The organism is Brumimicrobium aurantiacum (assembly GCF_003402975.1).
Classification (GTDB): Bacteria; Bacteroidota; Bacteroidia; order Flavobacteriales_D; family Crocinitomicaceae; genus Brumimicrobium; species Brumimicrobium aurantiacum.
Genome location: NZ_QURB01000006.1, coordinates 145,417 through 161,625, shown reverse-complemented (window position 1 = coordinate 161,625; position 16,209 = coordinate 145,417). Strand labels below are relative to the sequence as shown.

Here is a 16,209-nt window from a genome sequence, read left to right as displayed (position 1 = left end):
TTCTACCAAAAAGTAAGTTGTTGAACTTCTGTATCTGTTTCTTCTATTTCAAATCCACTAATTGAAACACCAATTAATCGAATAGGAACACCCGCAACTATAGATTCTCTCATAAGGTCAGTTAACTTTTGGCGAACATCTGATTTATTGGTAATGTACTCTGTTTCTGTGATGGATCTGGTGATGGTTTCAAATTCAAAATTGCGAATCTTTAAGGTAACAGTTCGTCCTTTTAATTTGTGATTCTCGTATCTTTCCCACCACTTTTCAAATACTTGGGTGAACTTTTCATTGATACTGATTTCGTCATTTATGTTTTCAGAGAAAGTTTGTTCCGCACCAACGCTTTTTCTAATGCGGGTAGCTTTTACTTTTCTATGGTCAATTCCTCTGGCAATTCCGTAAAGGAAACTCCCTGTTTTACCAAACATTTGCTGTAATTCAATTTTTGAATAAGCTAATAAATCCTCACCTACGAAAATATTATTGGCTTTCATTTTTTCAGCGGTGACTTTTCCCACACCAAAAAAGTCTTCAATTGGAAGTTGTTTGATGAATGTTGGACCTTCTTCAGGAGGAATAACAAACAAACCATCCGGCTTGTCCTGATCAGAAGCAATTTTCGCCAAGAACTTGTTGTATGAAACACCCGCTGAAGCAATTAAACTCAATTCATTGCGAATATCATTCTTAATCTCTTGCGCAATTAAAGTAGCTGATTGCATTTCATATTTCGAATAGGTAACGTCTAAAAAGGCTTCATCTAGAGACAAAGGTTCTACAATTGAAGTATAACGGTGAAATATGGCATTAATTTCGTTAGAAACGGCTTTGTATTTCTCAAATGTCGGTTTGACAAATAACAAGGTTGGACATTTGCGCAAAGCAACTCGGGAAGGCATTGCAGAACGCACACCAAATTTTCGTGCTTCGTAACTTGCAGCAGCAATCACTCCTCTTCCTCCCAGTCCACCAACAGCAATTGGTTTTCCTCGTAAATCAGGATTATCACGCTGTTCAACAGAAGCGTAAAATGCATCCATATCCACATGGATAATTTTTTGTATAACTTCTTCCTTATTCAACTTCGTCGTCTGGAGCAATGATACGTTTAATGTCTTCTTCTGTTTTGTCTAATTTTGTACGACAAAAGTCAACCAATTCCTTTGCTTCGATTACTGTTCCTGATAAATCATCAATTTTTACTTCTTTCGCTTCCAAGGCACCAACAATTTCCTTCAATCGTTGAAGTGCTTCTTCATAAGTTGTTTTTTCTGTTACTTTCATTGCTCTTAATGCTGATTTATTCTTTGTGTTCTTGAATTTCTTTCTTCGAAATCACTTTACTTTTAATTAAATAATTGGACGCTAAAGTACTCATTTCATCTCCCACTTCTATATCTCTATCTTTCACATCCTCATTATCGATGGTTGAAATAGTATATCCAGATGACAAAATTTTCAATGGATTTAATAATCCCAATAACTCTTCTTGATTTCTAAAAATTAATCTTTCTCTTTCAATGATTTGTTGACTAAACAGTTCCACTGAATTTAAAACTTGATTCAAATTCACAGCGCTTTCTCTTTCTAGCTTTTGTTGTGTTAGGTCGACTATGCGCTCAAATGTTCTATCCAGCTGACTTCCCTCCTGTTGCACCATACGTTGTAATTGAGAAGATGTTCGGTGACTTAAACTGGCCATATCATCTTTGGCTTTATACAAAAGGGTTCTACTTTTTTGTAGAATTTCATATTCGTTTTCTTGAAAAGAACTGCGCCAATAATGAATCAATTCGCGGCTATAATGAGATAAATAATTGTTGTAATGCAAAAATTCTTCACGGTGTTCAGCCAACAATTGTTGAGAAATTTGAATGGTTTTATCATGTAATTCTCTCATGATTTCTTTAAAGGAACTGATCGCATAATGAATGTGTCTAGCCACAGCGGTTGGCGTTATAAAGGTTACACGGGCCACCAAATCTGAAACAACCTCATCGCTTTCGTGTCCAATTCCTGTCATCACGGGAATTTTCGATAAACAAATCGCTTTAGAAATTTCATAATCATCAAACAAAGCCAAGTCCATTTTACTTCCTCCACCACGCAAAATGACAATCACATCCACATCATAAAGATTGGCTTCTTGAAGTGCAGCAACAATTTCATTTACCGCCATATCTCCTTGTACTCGCACAGGAAATTCCTTGATTACAAATTTATTGAAATCATGATTGACCAATAGTTCATTTTGAAAATCACGATATCCCGAAGTATTTGGCGAACCGATCAAAGCGATGCGTTTAATAATCGTTGGCAATCGGAGTTGTTTTTGCAAATCAAACAATTCTTCCTTCTTCAATCTTTTAATCACCTCTTGTCGCTTGCGTTCAATTTCACCATAAGAATAGGCAGGATCAATGGCACGGATTTTCAATTTCAAACCGTAAATCGTATGAAATTCAATTTTCACATTAATCAAAACCTTATTTCCCGCTTGCAAAATTCCTTGTGCTTCCTTCAATCCGATTTCGTCCACAATTGTACGATAGGTCGATGCCCAAATCGTGGCAAAACTTCGTGCGGTGGTATTGTTATTCACGCTATCCGCCAATTCAATATAGTGGTGACCACTTTTTACATTGATTTTAATCAATTCAGCCGTAATCCAAAAATCACGTTTAGAAAACTGTTCCCAAATGTGTTTTTCGAAGGACTGATTGAGCTGCGTTAAGGAATATATTTTTCTCTCTTCGGACATTAGAATAAAGGTAGTGTAAAATAATTACGAATAATCAATTATCATTTACGAATTTTTAAAAAAGATGAAAAATTTGGCGTTGGGATGGTTAGGATATTGGCAGGAATGGATAGGTGAAAAAGATTGGTGTTTGGTTATTTTTAAGTTTCATGAGTAGGCTAAATGTCATCCCTTCGGGATTTGAAGTGGCTTTGTTTTCTCAGTCACCATTCGGGATAAAGACCAGAACTTATATTTTAAGATTACGAAGCCTGAAAGGCTGAAATGAATATAAAAATACATGAGTTAAGAACAAAAACCTCGAAGAGGTGATATTATTCAAGTCCATATTTTATTATGTCATCCCTTCGGGATTTATTGAAACCTTGTTTCTCTGGAGTTATAATAATTTCATCCCTTCGGGATTTATAGGTCATTTGGTTTGCTAGCTAGAATTCTGTCATCCCTTCGGGATTTGAAGTGGCTTTGTTTTTTTTAGTCACAATTCAGGATAAAGACTAGAACTTATATTTTAAGAGTACGAAACCTGAAAGGCTGAAATGAATATAAAAATACATGAGTTAAGAACAAAAACCTCGGAGAGGTGATATTATTCAAGTCGTTTTTTTTAATGCCATCCCTTCGGGATTTGTTGAATCCATCTTTGTTTGAGGTGATAATAATAACATCCCTTCGGGATTTGTAGGTCTTTTGGTTTGACGCTTAGAATTCTGTCATCCCTTCGGGATTTGTAACTCATATGGTTTGCTAGTTAAAACTCTATCATCCCTTCGGGATTCGTGTGTCGTGCGATTTGGGGTTAGACTAATTTCATCCCTTCGGGATTTGTGGTTCAAGTGATTTGGAGCCAAGTTTAACTTTATTACTTAGATATTAAAGCTAGAACACATATTTTTAGAATATTAAGCCTGAAAGGCTGGTATAATTCTAAAATAGTACATGAGCACAAGACAAAATCTCGAAGAGGTGATATTATTCCAGTCGTTTTTTTAATGCCATCCCTTCGGGATTTATTGAAACCTTGTTTCTCTGGAGTTATAATAATTTGATCCCTTTGGGATTTATAGGTCATTTGGTTTGACGCTTAGAATTCTGTCATCCCTTCGGGATTTGTGGTTCAAGTGATTTGGAGCCAAGTTTAACTTTATTACTTAGATATTAAAGCTAGAACACATATTTTTAGAATATTAAGCCTGAAAGGCTGGTATAATTCTAAAATAGTACATGAGCACAAGACAAAATCTCGAAGAGGTGATATTATTCCAGTCGTTTTTTTAATGCCATCCCTTCGGGATTTGTAGGTCTTTTGGTTTGCTAGCTAGAACTCTATCATTCCTTCGGGATTCGTGTGCCGTGTGGTTTGACACTCAAAATTATTTCATTCCTTCGGGATTTGTGGTTCAAGTGATTTATAGCCAAGTTTAACTTTATTACTTAGATATTAAAGCTAGAACATATATTTTTAGAATATTAAGCCTGAAAGGCTGGTATAATTCTAAAATAGTACATGAGCACAAGACAAAACCTCGAAGAGGTGATATTACTCCAGCCAGTCGAAAAGATATCGTTCATCATATTCTACTTCAAATTTATCTAGAAATTCTAAATACTCTTCTTTAAAAGTTTTCTTACGATGATGCTCTTCTTGGTTTAAAATGTAATTATAAACATTATCTATTTGAGATTGAGCATAAGAGAAAGCGCCATATCCTACTTGCCAAGAAAATTTACTTTTGAGCCAATTTTGCTCATTGATGAATTTTGAGGTATTGTTTTTTATATCTCTGGCTAAATCTGAAATTCTCATTGATGGTTTTAACCCTACAAAAATATGAACGTGATTAACCACTCCATTTACAATGATGGGTTTTTGATTTTTTACTTTAATTACTCCTGAAATATATTTAAAAACTTCTGCTCGCCACTCTTTTTTTAATAGGTGTTCTCGACCTTTTACCACAATAACGAATTGAATATAGATTTGTGAATACGTTCCTGCCATATCGTTTAATGTTTTAATAAAGTTCTTTCAAGATGATTCCCCCCTTTTAAGACCCATTGGTTAATAGTGATATAGCAATTTAAAAAAAATAATTATTAATCTAAAAAAAACTTATCACCTGATTATCAAACTCTTGAGATATTGACTTGATTTGTTTCCCAATAACTCTTTTAGTTCTTCTGTAATTACTACAAAAGGATTGTTTTCAAAATCATTCTCTAGTAAAAATTATACTTAACGAGGATTTATTGGTTAGAAAAGTACTCGATTTTGGTTGTGGATTTGGAAGTGATGTCAAATTGCTGAAAGAAAAAGGTGTCATTATAGAAGGTTATGACAAGCACTATTTCCCAGACTATCCAACCGAAAAATTCGATACTATCATTTGTTTCTATGTACTCAATGTATTGCTTCCTCTAGATCAAGCTACTGTTTTAATGAAACTCTCACAATTAGTCAAGCCTATTGGTAAAGTTTATATTGCTGTTAGAAGAGATTTAAGAAATGAAGGCTACCGTATGCATAGAATCCACAAAAAGGAGACTTATCAATGTAATGTTGTTCTCAACTCAAAATCTATTTTTAGAAATAAGAATTGTGAGATTTATGAAATGGAACATTTCACCATTAAAAACAAATCCAATTATGACTTAAATCCATTTTTATCTGGAAATGATTATCGTATCCCATTCACAGAAAGTAAACATTTTTTTGCCTTTCACTCTAAATATCCACAAGCAGAATATCATATCATTTTATCTCATAAAAACATTGTAAAAGACACTTCAGGTTTTTCTATAGACGAAAATATTGAATTAGAATTTTTCAATTCATTTTGTATCGATTTGATGAAAACGAGATTTAAATTAGATGCAATTGAAGTGAAAGAATCTACTGTAAACAATCGTTTAATAAAAAATAATCAGTGGCATCTTCAACTCTTAGGCTAATTCCTTATATTAATTATGTGGAGCGCCCCTCTTTTCTTATTCTTATCTCTTCTCATTTTTTTAAGTTGAGACAAGTATTCTGCTATAAGATTTTCGTTTTCCAATGATGAAAGAGTATTTAAATAAATAATTATTCACAAGATAACAATTTCAATTTGTTCTTTAGTCTCCACTTCTCTATCTGCCCCGACGAAACCAAAAAGCTTAGCGAACACAAAATATAATTTGAACACGCAAATAAAGATCGACTTTAGAAGCTCCTTTGTTTGGGTTGTTTCAAAATAATTTGTGGAGATCACTTGGAGGTGTAGGCGGAAAAAGGCCCAGAAAATTAATTTTATAATATGAAAATATGTGTTCCATTACAGCGCAAGCTCAACTGTCCATTGTTCATTATCCATTGGTAATTAAAAATCGCTCTACTTCTTTTTCCAATACTGTGTACGATAAATCAATCCAATATATCCACGGACTGCGAGTTCGTTGTTTTTAGTGATCCATAATTTAGCATCGTAAACCTTTCCGTTATTTGGATCGAGCAGTACTTCATCGCCTTCCCAGTATTTACCGTCTTTGGTGAGTCCAGAAATGATTTCCATTCCCAGAACTGGTTGATTTTTGCGGTAGTCTTTACAATCGTAGCATTTGGCGTCTTTTAAATCGATTTTAAGATTGTGTAGTTTGATGATTTTACCGTAGAGTTTTCCATTTTTGAGGTAGATTTTAACTTCGGATTTTAACTCTCCACTTTCATCATTATAGGTTTCCCAGACTCCTTCTAAGGATTGAGAATATGAAGTCAATGTGAGTAGAATTGTGAGTATGATAAGAAGATTTTTCATTATGTGAATTTTGTCGGTAATTTAAGCTTTTTGTAGGTTTTTTCCTTGGTATAAGGAGGGGAAATAATTAAAAATTGATAATTATCAATAGATAATTTGTAGAGTGGTGAATTTCCACGGGGGTGTTCTTGGGGTGGTTTTAACGTGGAGATTCGTAAAGTTATACAGAGGTTTAATTATATCATCCCTTTGGGATTTGGTTGGTTCTCTTGAGGTTTAGTTGATAATAGTATCATCCCTTCGGGATTTAATGGGTTTTGACACAGTGATTCATAGAGTTTACACAGAGGAACACAGAGGAACACGGAGGTTAAATTAGATCATTCTTTAGGATTTGGTTGGTTCTCTTGAGGTTTAGTTGATAATAGTATCATCCCTTCGGGATTTAATGGGTTTTGACACAGTGATTCATAGAGTTTACACAGAGGAACACGGAGGTTAATTTAGACCATTCTTTAGGATTCGATTGATTCTCTTGAAGTTTAGTTGATAATAGTATCATCCCTTCGGGATTTAATGGGTTCTAACACAGAGATTCATAGAGTTTACACAGAGGTTAAATTAGATCATTCTTTAGGATTTGATTGGTTCACTTGAAGTTTAGTTGATAATAGTATCATCCCTTCGGGATTTAATAGGTTTTGACAAATAGATTACACAGGGTTTCGTAAAGTTTTGTGAAAAAAACGTGATTTCAATTACGAATTCGTAATTGAATATTCGTAATTAACACATTGATTTAAACTACTTTCTCTTCCAATAATTTGTCTCATACAGCCATCCTAAATAACCTCTAACGGCAAGTTTATTATCATCGACCAACCATATCAAACCATCGTAAACTTTTCCTGTTTCCGGGTGAAGAATTGCATTATCACCTTCCCACTCTCCATCAGATTCCGTTAATCCCATTATGAACACCATTCCTTTTATTGGTTGATTTTTCTTATCTCCTTTACATTCGGTACATTTTACATTCCTTTCAGCCTCTGTATTTCCGTAAATTTTGACAATTTTGCCGTATAACTTCCCATTCTTGATATAAATTTGAACATCTGATTCAACTTTATTGGTTTCGTCATCAAATGTTTGCCAAATACCTTCCACGCTTTGAGAATATCCGAATGTACTGATTGTGATTAGTCCGAGTAATAAGACGAGTTTCATAATTTCTTTTTTCACAAAACTAACGATATACTCATTCAAATGGAGAAAATCATATTTAAAATTATATAAAATAAATGACTGGCTTTTTTTGGCAGATCCTATTAAATACGCTCTTTCCTAAATCGGCATAATGTAGAGCATAGATTCAAATATAAAATTCATGGTTAATGCACCGTAATCCCTATTTTTGTAAAAAAACAATAGTTCATGTCACAAACTCCTTCAACACCATTAGCAGAAAGAATGCGACCAAAAAATTTGGATGAATATGTTGGTCAGGAACATTTATTAAAAAAAGGTGCTAGTCTAAGAAAATCCTTAGACGCTGGAGTTTTGCCATCTTTAATTTTGTGGGGACCTCCTGGTGTTGGAAAAACAACTTTGGCTACGCTATTGGCCAATCAATTGAATCGACCTTTTTATACCTTATCTGCGATTTCATCTGGTGTGAAAGAGGTGCGTGAGGTCATCAAAAAAGCAGAAAATCAAGGGATGTTTGACCGTGCTGGAGCGATTTTGTTTATTGATGAGATTCACCGATTCTCAAAAGCACAACAGGATTCTCTATTGGGTGCTGTGGAAAAAGGTATTGTCACTTTGATTGGCGCAACCACTGAAAATCCATCTTTCGAGGTGATTTCGGCCTTACTATCTAGATGTCAAGTTTATACGCTGGAATCATTACCTAAAGATAAATTAGAGGATTTATTGCATAACGCACTGGAACGTGATGAACATTTGTCTCAACTCAAAATCAATTTAATAGAAACGAATGCCTTAATTCGTATTTCGGGTGGTGATGCTCGAAAATTACTGACTTTATTGGAAATTGTAATCAGTACATTTGCTCAAACTGAGGAAATTGAAATTACAGATGATATCGTCTTTTCTATTGCTCAACAGAATATTGCGCGTTATGATAAAGATGGAGAACAGCATTACGATATTATTTCGGCCTTCATTAAATCGATTCGAGGAAGTGACCCAAATGCCGCAGTTTATTGGTTAGCACGAATGATTGAAGGTGGTGAAGATGCAAAATTCATAGCCAGAAGATTAATTATTTCAGCGAGCGAGGACATTGGTTTGGCCAATCCTACAGCCTTAATTATGGCCAACAATTGTTTTCAGGCGATCAACACCATTGGATTTCCAGAGGCTAGAATTATACTTTCTCAATGTACGATTTACTTGGCGACTTCTCCAAAAGGAAATGCAGCTTATATGGCGATCAATCAAGCACAAGAATTGGTGAAAAAGACGGGTAATCTTCCTGTTCCTTTGTCTTTAAGAAATGCTCCAACACGATTAATGAAGGAACTAGATTATGGAAAAGGTTATAAATATTCTCATGACCACCCTGGAAATTTTGTGAGACAAGAGTTTATGCCAGATGATGTAAAAGGAGCGAATTTTTATCGTGCTGGAAGTTCCAAACGAGAACAGGACATTGAAGCTGAAATCAAGCAAAAATGGCAAGGGAAATATTAGTATCTCCTCTTTTCAAAAACTAATTCCTTAATGGTTTAGTCTATTTTCTCGAATGATAATTTCGCATTTGGTTCAGGATGTATAGACTCAAGAATTAGCTTATCTTCAGTCAATTCCTTAATTAAAAGAATGTTCGTTCCTTTCTCATAAAGGAAGTTCGGTTCATATCTATAATCGATAATTCTCAATGTATCAGCGCTAAGGGTATAAATACGTTCATGAGGTGAAGCAACATAACCTCCTTGAGAGTCGATACTAAAAACTTGGTTGTCTTTAGAAAATTTCAATCCACTTTGAAAGTTTTTGAATACCTTATCAGATTCAATCAATTTCCATCTTCCTGTTTCCAGGATTTCTTCTGTTTCAATTTCATTGGATCCTCCAGCTTCAAAATCACATGAAGCAAACAATAAAATACTTCCTGAAAATAACCATGTTTTTAATTTATTCATCCTTGTACCTTTTACTTTAATGACTTCATTATTCAATTCCTCAATTGCGCACTTTCTGTCAAATAATCAATTATAGAATCCCATTATATTATTGGTGCGCCAAATTATTAAATCCAACGTAAATAAGAGTGTTTAAGTATAAAAAAAAGAAAAGAATTTTTTTAGAGGTGATTTCTGGTGAAAATAAACAGTATTTTCGTTGCAATAATTATTAATGCAAAGAAGTCTTAAATTTTGGGAGGAACAAATGGATTTGTTGGCCCAGCAGGATTATGTTGTGATCGATCAGTTTTTAAATACTGAGCATCTAAAAACGACACATGATTTTTTTAATCAGAAACAAGCAGAAGACGTATTCAAAAAAGCCGCAATTGGTGCTTCTGGTTCAGAAAAAATTATTCGTGAAATTCGAGGAGATTATACTTTTTGGTTGGACAAGCAAAGAGACCAAGAAATACGACCATTTTTCGAGGAAATGGATGAAGTAAAGGAGAAATTGAACCAATTGATGTATTTGAGTTTATCAGATTATGAGTTTCATTTGGCGCACTACCCTTCAGATTCGTTTTATAAAAAACACCTAGATCAATTTGATGGACGAAGAAACCGTATGATTTCTGTAATAATTTACCTTAATCAAGATTGGAAAACTGGTGATGGTGGTGAACTGAGGGTTTATCCTGAAGGACAGAACACTTTTGACATTCCACCATTAGAAAACCGAATGGTGATGTTTAGAAGTGATGTTTTACATCATGAAGTGTTAAAATCAAACACCTCTCGAAAAAGCATAACAGGCTGGATGTTGTATCAACCTGCTGTTTTGCCTTATCTTGCTTTGTAGGGTTTCTATCTATATCGTTCTCATTCTCCAACTCATTCTTTTTAAGTCTCAAAAGGAGAAGTATTAGGAAAAAGTAGTTTTCCTTAGAAGGATTTAATTTTTTGTGTAGCTTGGTTTGCGCTGTAATGGAACGCGGTTCCGAAAACTTTCGGTAACGCGGATCTCCGAACGCGGATAAAAGCGGATTTTATTGGTATTTGTTATGTCTGAGGGACAAACAGTAGGAAAAAGTAAATAAAAGATTTCTCAGTCACTACATTCCATCGAAATGACAGCGTTATTAGGTTTATATCGTCGCGCTTCGCGCGACGACTCTCCACCCCAAAATCTAAGTCATTTCGACAGCATAAAATGCTGGAGAAATCTGAGAAAACAGCTAGATTGTAATTGGTGAAACGTTAAAAAGGATGCGGAATTTTACCTTTGCGGTGATGAGAAACAGTACGAAATCCGAAAGTGTTCGGATGAGGAATCAAAAAAGGTGATAAAAAACCACGTTTCTCATCACCTATTTATATAAAAATCTATATTTGATTCAAGGACATTTTAAGTTTGAAAATATCTTTCTATCCCAAAACAGTCTCTTTTTAATAAATCTCAGATTTATTAAACGTTAAATCTAAAGTGCATGATGTCTCCATCTTGAACGATGTATTCTTTTCCTTCAACACCAAATTTACCCGCTTCTTTACAAGCAGCTTCAGAACCGTATTTTACAAAGTCTTCGTATTTCATTACTTCAGCACGGATAAAGCCTTTTTCGAAGTCTGTATGAATAACTCCAGCAGCCTGAGGAGCAGTTGAACCGTTTAAAACCGTCCAAGCACGCACTTCTTTTTCACCAGCCGTAAAGTATGTATCTAAATTCAATAATTTATATGCTGAACGAATCAAACGATTTACACCAGGTTCTGTTAAACCTAATTCATCCATAAACATTTCACGTTCTTCGTATGTTTCCAATTCGGCGATATCTGCTTCAATTTGCGCTCCAATGATCAACACTTGCGCATCTTCATCTTTCACAGCTTCTTTTACAGCTTCAACATGCTTGTTACCGTCTTTTACAGAACTTTCATCTACGTTACACAAGTACATTACAGGTTTAATTGTAATCAGTTGTAACTCCTGTACGTGTGGTAATTCTGATTCATCAAGTTCTAAAGATCGAGCAGATTGTCCAGACTCTAAATGTTCTTTGATTCTTTCTGCTAGTGCATAAATTCTTTTCGCTTCTTTATCTCCTGACTTTGCGGTTCTTGCTAAACTGTTCAATTTTTTCTCGATTGTTTCAAGATCTTTCAATTGCAATTCAAAGTCAATAACTTCTTTATCTCGAATTGGATCTACAGAACCATCAACGTGAACAATATTATCGTCTTCAAAACAACGCAATACGTGAATAATTGCATCTGTTTCTCTAATGTTAGCCAAAAACTGATTTCCTAAACCTTCCCCTTTTGAGGCTCCTTTTACCAAACCAGCGATATCAACGATTTCCATTGTTGTAGGAACAACGCGCTCCGGATTTACAAGTGACTCTAATTTCTCTAATCGAGGATCTGGAACTGAAATCGTTCCAACATTAGGTTCTATTGTACAGAATGGATAGTTTGCTGATTGTGCTTTCGCATTTGATAAACAGTTAAATAAAGTAGATTTACCTACATTCGGTAATCCAACAATTCCACATTTTAATGCCATTTGAAAATATTTTGATGCAAAGATAATGCTTGCTTTCGATTATTACCAATTTGAATTTTATATTATTGGTTTTAGTTGTTCTTTAGGCGGTAAGCTTTAAGCGGTGGGCAGTTCGCTTTAGGCTGTATGCTTACCCTTAAGTTCCATAGTTTGGCTGTTTGTAGGTTGATGGTCTATAAAGTAAGAGACACTATAGCCAAAAAACATCACTCTTTAGCCAATTGCTTTACTTTTAAATAGCCATTAATAGTGATAAAGACATAATTCCTCTCTCCAGCCATAATCAAAAAATCCCCACAAAAAAAAGCGGCTTCCAAATGAAACCGCTTTTCAATAAGTTTTTTGACGATATATTGGCTTAAGCCGCCTTCATCTTCGCCATTTTTGAATTTGAAAATTGTTTTTTCGCATATTCTAAAGTAACACGGTATTCTTTTGCGTGCTCTTTACTTGCTGGAATTTCGTACATTGCTTCTGTAAGAATTGCCTCACAAATTGAACGTAATCCACGTGCTCCCAATTGGAATTCAACCGCTTTGTCCACAATGTAATCCAAGACTTCACTGTCAAACTTTAATTCGATATCATCCATTTCAAACAACTTTACATATTGTTTAAATAAAGAGTTTTTAGGCTCTGTAAGGATTCTTCTTAAAGCTGTTTTTTCCAATGGTTCAAGGTAAGTCAACACTGGGAAACGACCAATTAATTCAGGAATTAAACCAAAAGACTTCAAATCGGTTGGATTTACAAATTCAAGTAAATTATCTTTGTCAATACGCTCTTCTTCCTCGTTCGCAAAACCAATAGTTTGACGATTTACACGACGCGCAATTAATTTTTCGATTCCGTCGAAAGCTCCACCACAAATAAACAAGATATTCTTCGTGTTTACTTTAACCATTTTTTGCTCTGGGTGTTTTCTACCTCCTTGTGGCGGCACACTCACCTCTGCTCCTTCCAATAATTTCAAAAGTGCTTGCTGAACTCCTTCACCAGAAACATCTCTCGTAATGGATGGATTATCACTTTTACGTGCAATCTTATCGATTTCATCAATAAAAATAATTCCTCTTTCTGCTGCTTGAACATTGTAATCTGCTGCTTGCAATAAGCGAGACAGAATACTCTCTACATCCTCACCAACATAACCTGCTTCCGTAAGTACTGTGGCATCAGCAATACAAAATGGAACATTCAACATTTTAGCAATTGTTTTTGCCAAAAGCGTTTTTCCAGTTCCTGTTCTACCAACCATTACAACATTAGACTTGTCAATTTCGACATCGTCTTCTCCTACAGTTTGGTTTAAACGTTTATAGTGATTATAAACCGCAACAGAAAGAGTTTTTTTCGCTGACAATTGTCCGATGACATATTCATCGAGCTTGGCTTTGATTTCAGTTGGTTTATATAAACTCATCGGAGCATTCTCATCGTGACCTTCAATACCTAAATCACCATTTGGAATTTCCTCCTTTACTATTGATTGTGCCTGAACAATACAATGGTCACAAATATGTCCCGAGATTCCTGCAATAAGCAATCTCACTTGACTCTTTGGTCGACCACAAAATGAACAAGTTGTTTCTTTTTTACTCATAAATAATGACATAAAAAGGTCAATATCACTATCGACCTTTAAATTAATTTTACAAAAGTAAGCAATTCCATTTGGCTACACAAAAAGCAGCGGCAAGAACTACTTACATTTAATTTTACAGATTTAAAGCTTTTGAGAATAATTCGACAAAAAAAGCATATCACATTATTTGTCGCTTTCTTGTAAAACTTATTATTTCTTGCGCAACAACACTTCGTCCACCATTCCGTAAGCTTTCGCTTCTTCTGAAGTCATCCAGTAATCACGGTCTGAATCTTCTTCTACTTTTTCGAAAGGTTTTCCAGTGTGTGTAGAAATAATGTCATACAATTCTTTCTTCAACTTAATGATTTCTCTTGCAGTAATCTCAATGTCAGAAGCTTGACCTTGTGCTCCACCTAATGGCTGGTGAATCATCACACGTGAGTGCTTTAAGGCAGTTCTTTTTCCTTCCGCTCCGGCACACAATAAAACAGCACCCATTGAAGCAGCTAAACCTGTACAGATTGTCGCAACATCAGGACTGATGTATTGCATTGTATCATAAATACCCAATCCGGCATAAACACTTCCACCTGGAGAGTTTAAGTAAATCTGAATGTCTTTCTTAGGATCAACAGACTCTAAGAACAACAATTGTGCGTTTATGATATTAGCAACTTGGTCATCGATTCCAGTTCCTAAAAATATAATTCGATCCATCATCAATCGAGAAAACACATCCATTTGAGACATATTCAATTGACGTTCTTCAATAATGTAAGGCGTCATTGAAGATTCAATATATTGTCCAACATGCATACTGTTAATTCCTAAATGTTTGGTTGCGTATTTTTTAAACTCTTCTTTATTATACATAGTTGTTTTATTTTCTAAATTCTGGTTAAATATACAATTCCCTATTAAAATTGTTCCTGATTTTGGAATTTGATTTATCAAATATCATGCTTGATTCGTCAGTCGGTCAAAAATGGAATGAATCACGCCAAAAATAGAGATTTAGCTGAAAAATGTAGCGAATCAACGTCAGAATGGCAGATTTAAAATAATTATGAATTACGAATTGTTCAATTACGAATATTTATTAAACTCTGGAAATTCGTAATTCCCTTCCATTATTTCCTTCGACAGGTTATTAGATGTTGCCTTCGTCCGGCTCAGTCAAAGGTTTGATCTTCGGTGATTGAGCATTCTGAAACGACCGAATTTCATCAAATCACTTAATATTGACGGATTTTCATTCTTTATATACCATTATTCACTTTTCATTTAATTAAATTTGTCCAACTATGAAATTAAAAATAAAAGACATTACATCATTTCTTGAAGGAATGGCTCCACTGAGCAGTCAGGAAAGTTATGATAATTCGGGACTGATTGTAGGAAATCATGACATGGAAGTCACTCAAGTGCTACTTTCATTGGACTGTATTGAAGAGACTGTTGAAGAAGCCATTTCAATCGGTGCGAACTTAATTATTGCACATCATCCTATTGTTTTCGGAGGATTAAAACAATTGAATGGAAAAAACTATGTCGAAAGAACTGTAATTAAAGCCATTAAAAATGATATTGCGATTTATTCAATTCACACCAATTTGGACAATTACAAACTGGGAGTTAATTATGAAATTGCCAAAAGAATTGGGATAGAAAATCCAAAAGTTCTTGCTCCTAAGAAGAATGTGCTTAAGAAATTGGTTTTCTTTTGCCCTGAAGATCATGTCGATGCTGTAACCGATGCAGTTTTTAATGCTGGAGGAGGAAATATTGGAGAATATTCAGAATGTAGTTTTACAAGTTCGGGAGAAGGAACGTTTTTACCGAGCGAAAATGCAAACCCAACAGTTGGAACAAAAGGTAATCGTGAAACTGCGAAAGAAAAACGTATTGAAGTTTTGATTTCATCACATAAGGAAAGTCAGATTGTTCGTGCAATGATGGCTGCACATCCTTATGAAGAAGTGGCACATGATATTTATACACTTTCAAATTACAATCAAGACGAAGGGGCTGGGATGATTGGAGAATTGTCTTCAGCAATGGAAACAACTCAGTTTTTAAGTCATCTTAAAAAAGAATTCAATTGTGGCGCAATTAGACACACAGCACTAATTAAAGATAAAATTAAGACCGTTGCATTTTGTGGAGGATCTGGTAGTTTTTTATTGGGCAATGCAAAAAGTCAGCAAGCAGACATTTACATCACGGGAGATTTTAAATATCATGAATTTTTTGATGCTGAAAAGGCAATAATTATTGCAGATATTGGACATTTTGAAAGCGAGCAATACACTCCACACTTAATTCTTGCATTATTGAAGAAAAATTTTATTAACTTTGCATTCCATTTAAGTAAGGTGAATACAAACCCTATTAATTATTTTTAG

General features: G+C 34.6%; 14 protein-coding genes. 4 read left to right on the top strand and 10 right to left on the bottom strand.

Annotation, left to right across the window (positions count from 1 at the left end; genetic code table 11):
• Positions 1-2: 2 nt before the first annotated feature.
• The 4 genes from dinB to tnpA form a co-directional block, all read right to left on the bottom strand.
• A complete protein-coding gene (gene dinB / locus DXU93_RS10630; protein ID WP_205679258.1) occupies positions 3-1,085 on the bottom strand; it encodes a DNA polymerase IV in 1,083 nt (360 codons plus the stop codon).
• Entirely contained in the window at positions 1,078-1,287 is a 210-nt protein-coding gene (xseB, locus tag DXU93_RS10625; protein WP_116881269.1) for an exodeoxyribonuclease VII small subunit, read from the bottom strand. The genes dinB and xseB overlap by 8 nt, the downstream gene beginning before the upstream one ends.
• 16 nt (positions 1,288-1,303) lie before the next feature.
• Positions 1,304-2,764 (bottom strand): exodeoxyribonuclease VII large subunit, encoded by a 1,461-nt coding sequence (gene xseA / locus DXU93_RS10620; protein ID WP_116881268.1) that lies wholly within the window; start codon positions 2,762-2,764, stop codon positions 1,304-1,306.
• Between the two features lie 1,540 nt (positions 2,765-4,304).
• Entirely contained in the window at positions 4,305-4,766 is a 462-nt protein-coding gene (tnpA, locus tag DXU93_RS10615; protein ID WP_116881267.1) for an IS200/IS605 family transposase, read from the bottom strand.
• Between the two features lie 248 nt (positions 4,767-5,014).
• On the opposite strand from tnpA, the gene DXU93_RS10610 reads away from it, so the two are divergent.
• A complete protein-coding gene (locus tag DXU93_RS10610; protein ID WP_205679257.1) occupies positions 5,015-5,716 on the top strand; it encodes a class I SAM-dependent methyltransferase in 702 nt (233 codons plus the stop codon).
• Between the two features lie 419 nt (positions 5,717-6,135).
• On the opposite strand, the gene DXU93_RS10605 is transcribed toward DXU93_RS10610, so the two are convergent.
• Positions 6,136-6,558: a DUF2147 domain-containing protein gene (locus tag DXU93_RS10605; protein WP_116881265.1), complete on the bottom strand. Its 423-nt coding sequence runs from the start codon at positions 6,556-6,558 to the stop codon at positions 6,136-6,138.
• Between the two features lie 744 nt (positions 6,559-7,302).
• On the bottom strand, positions 7,303-7,725 hold the full coding sequence (locus DXU93_RS10600) for a DUF2147 domain-containing protein (protein WP_123776114.1): 423 nt from the start codon (positions 7,723-7,725) through the stop codon (positions 7,303-7,305).
• 207 nt (positions 7,726-7,932) lie between these two features.
• Between DXU93_RS10600 and DXU93_RS10595 the strand changes: the two genes are divergently transcribed.
• On the top strand, positions 7,933-9,216 hold the full coding sequence (locus tag DXU93_RS10595; RefSeq protein WP_116881263.1) for a replication-associated recombination protein A: 1,284 nt from the start codon (positions 7,933-7,935) through the stop codon (positions 9,214-9,216).
• Between the two features lie 35 nt (positions 9,217-9,251).
• Here the strand turns inward: DXU93_RS10595 and DXU93_RS10590 are convergent, their stop codons facing one another.
• On the bottom strand, positions 9,252-9,668 hold the full coding sequence (locus tag DXU93_RS10590; RefSeq protein ID WP_123776113.1) for a hypothetical protein: 417 nt from the start codon (positions 9,666-9,668) through the stop codon (positions 9,252-9,254).
• Positions 9,669-9,882: 214 nt separating this feature from the next.
• Here DXU93_RS10590 and DXU93_RS10585 point away from each other — a divergent pair, with 214 nt between their 5' ends.
• Entirely contained in the window at positions 9,883-10,512 is a 630-nt protein-coding gene (locus tag DXU93_RS10585) for a 2OG-Fe(II) oxygenase (RefSeq protein ID WP_116881261.1), read from the top strand.
• A gap of 606 nt (positions 10,513-11,118) precedes the next feature.
• Here the strand turns inward: DXU93_RS10585 and ychF are convergent.
• The 3 genes from ychF to clpP form a co-directional block, all read right to left on the bottom strand.
• A complete protein-coding gene (ychF, locus tag DXU93_RS10580) occupies positions 11,119-12,216 on the bottom strand; it encodes a redox-regulated ATPase YchF (RefSeq protein ID WP_116881260.1) in 1,098 nt (365 codons plus the stop codon).
• 358 nt (positions 12,217-12,574) lie between these two features.
• The gene (gene clpX, locus DXU93_RS10575) at positions 12,575-13,819 is read right to left on the bottom strand and encodes an ATP-dependent Clp protease ATP-binding subunit ClpX (RefSeq protein WP_116881259.1); all 1,245 of its coding nucleotides are present in this window, start codon (positions 13,817-13,819) and stop codon (positions 12,575-12,577) included.
• 192 nt (positions 13,820-14,011) lie between these two features.
• Complete coding sequence (clpP, locus tag DXU93_RS10570) at positions 14,012-14,677, bottom strand: ATP-dependent Clp endopeptidase proteolytic subunit ClpP (RefSeq protein ID WP_116881344.1); 666 nt, start codon at positions 14,675-14,677, stop codon at positions 14,012-14,014.
• Between the two features lie 431 nt (positions 14,678-15,108).
• Here clpP and DXU93_RS10565 point away from each other — a divergent pair, with 431 nt between their 5' ends.
• Positions 15,109-16,209: a Nif3-like dinuclear metal center hexameric protein gene (locus DXU93_RS10565; protein ID WP_116881258.1), complete on the top strand. Its 1,101-nt coding sequence runs from the start codon at positions 15,109-15,111 to the stop codon at positions 16,207-16,209.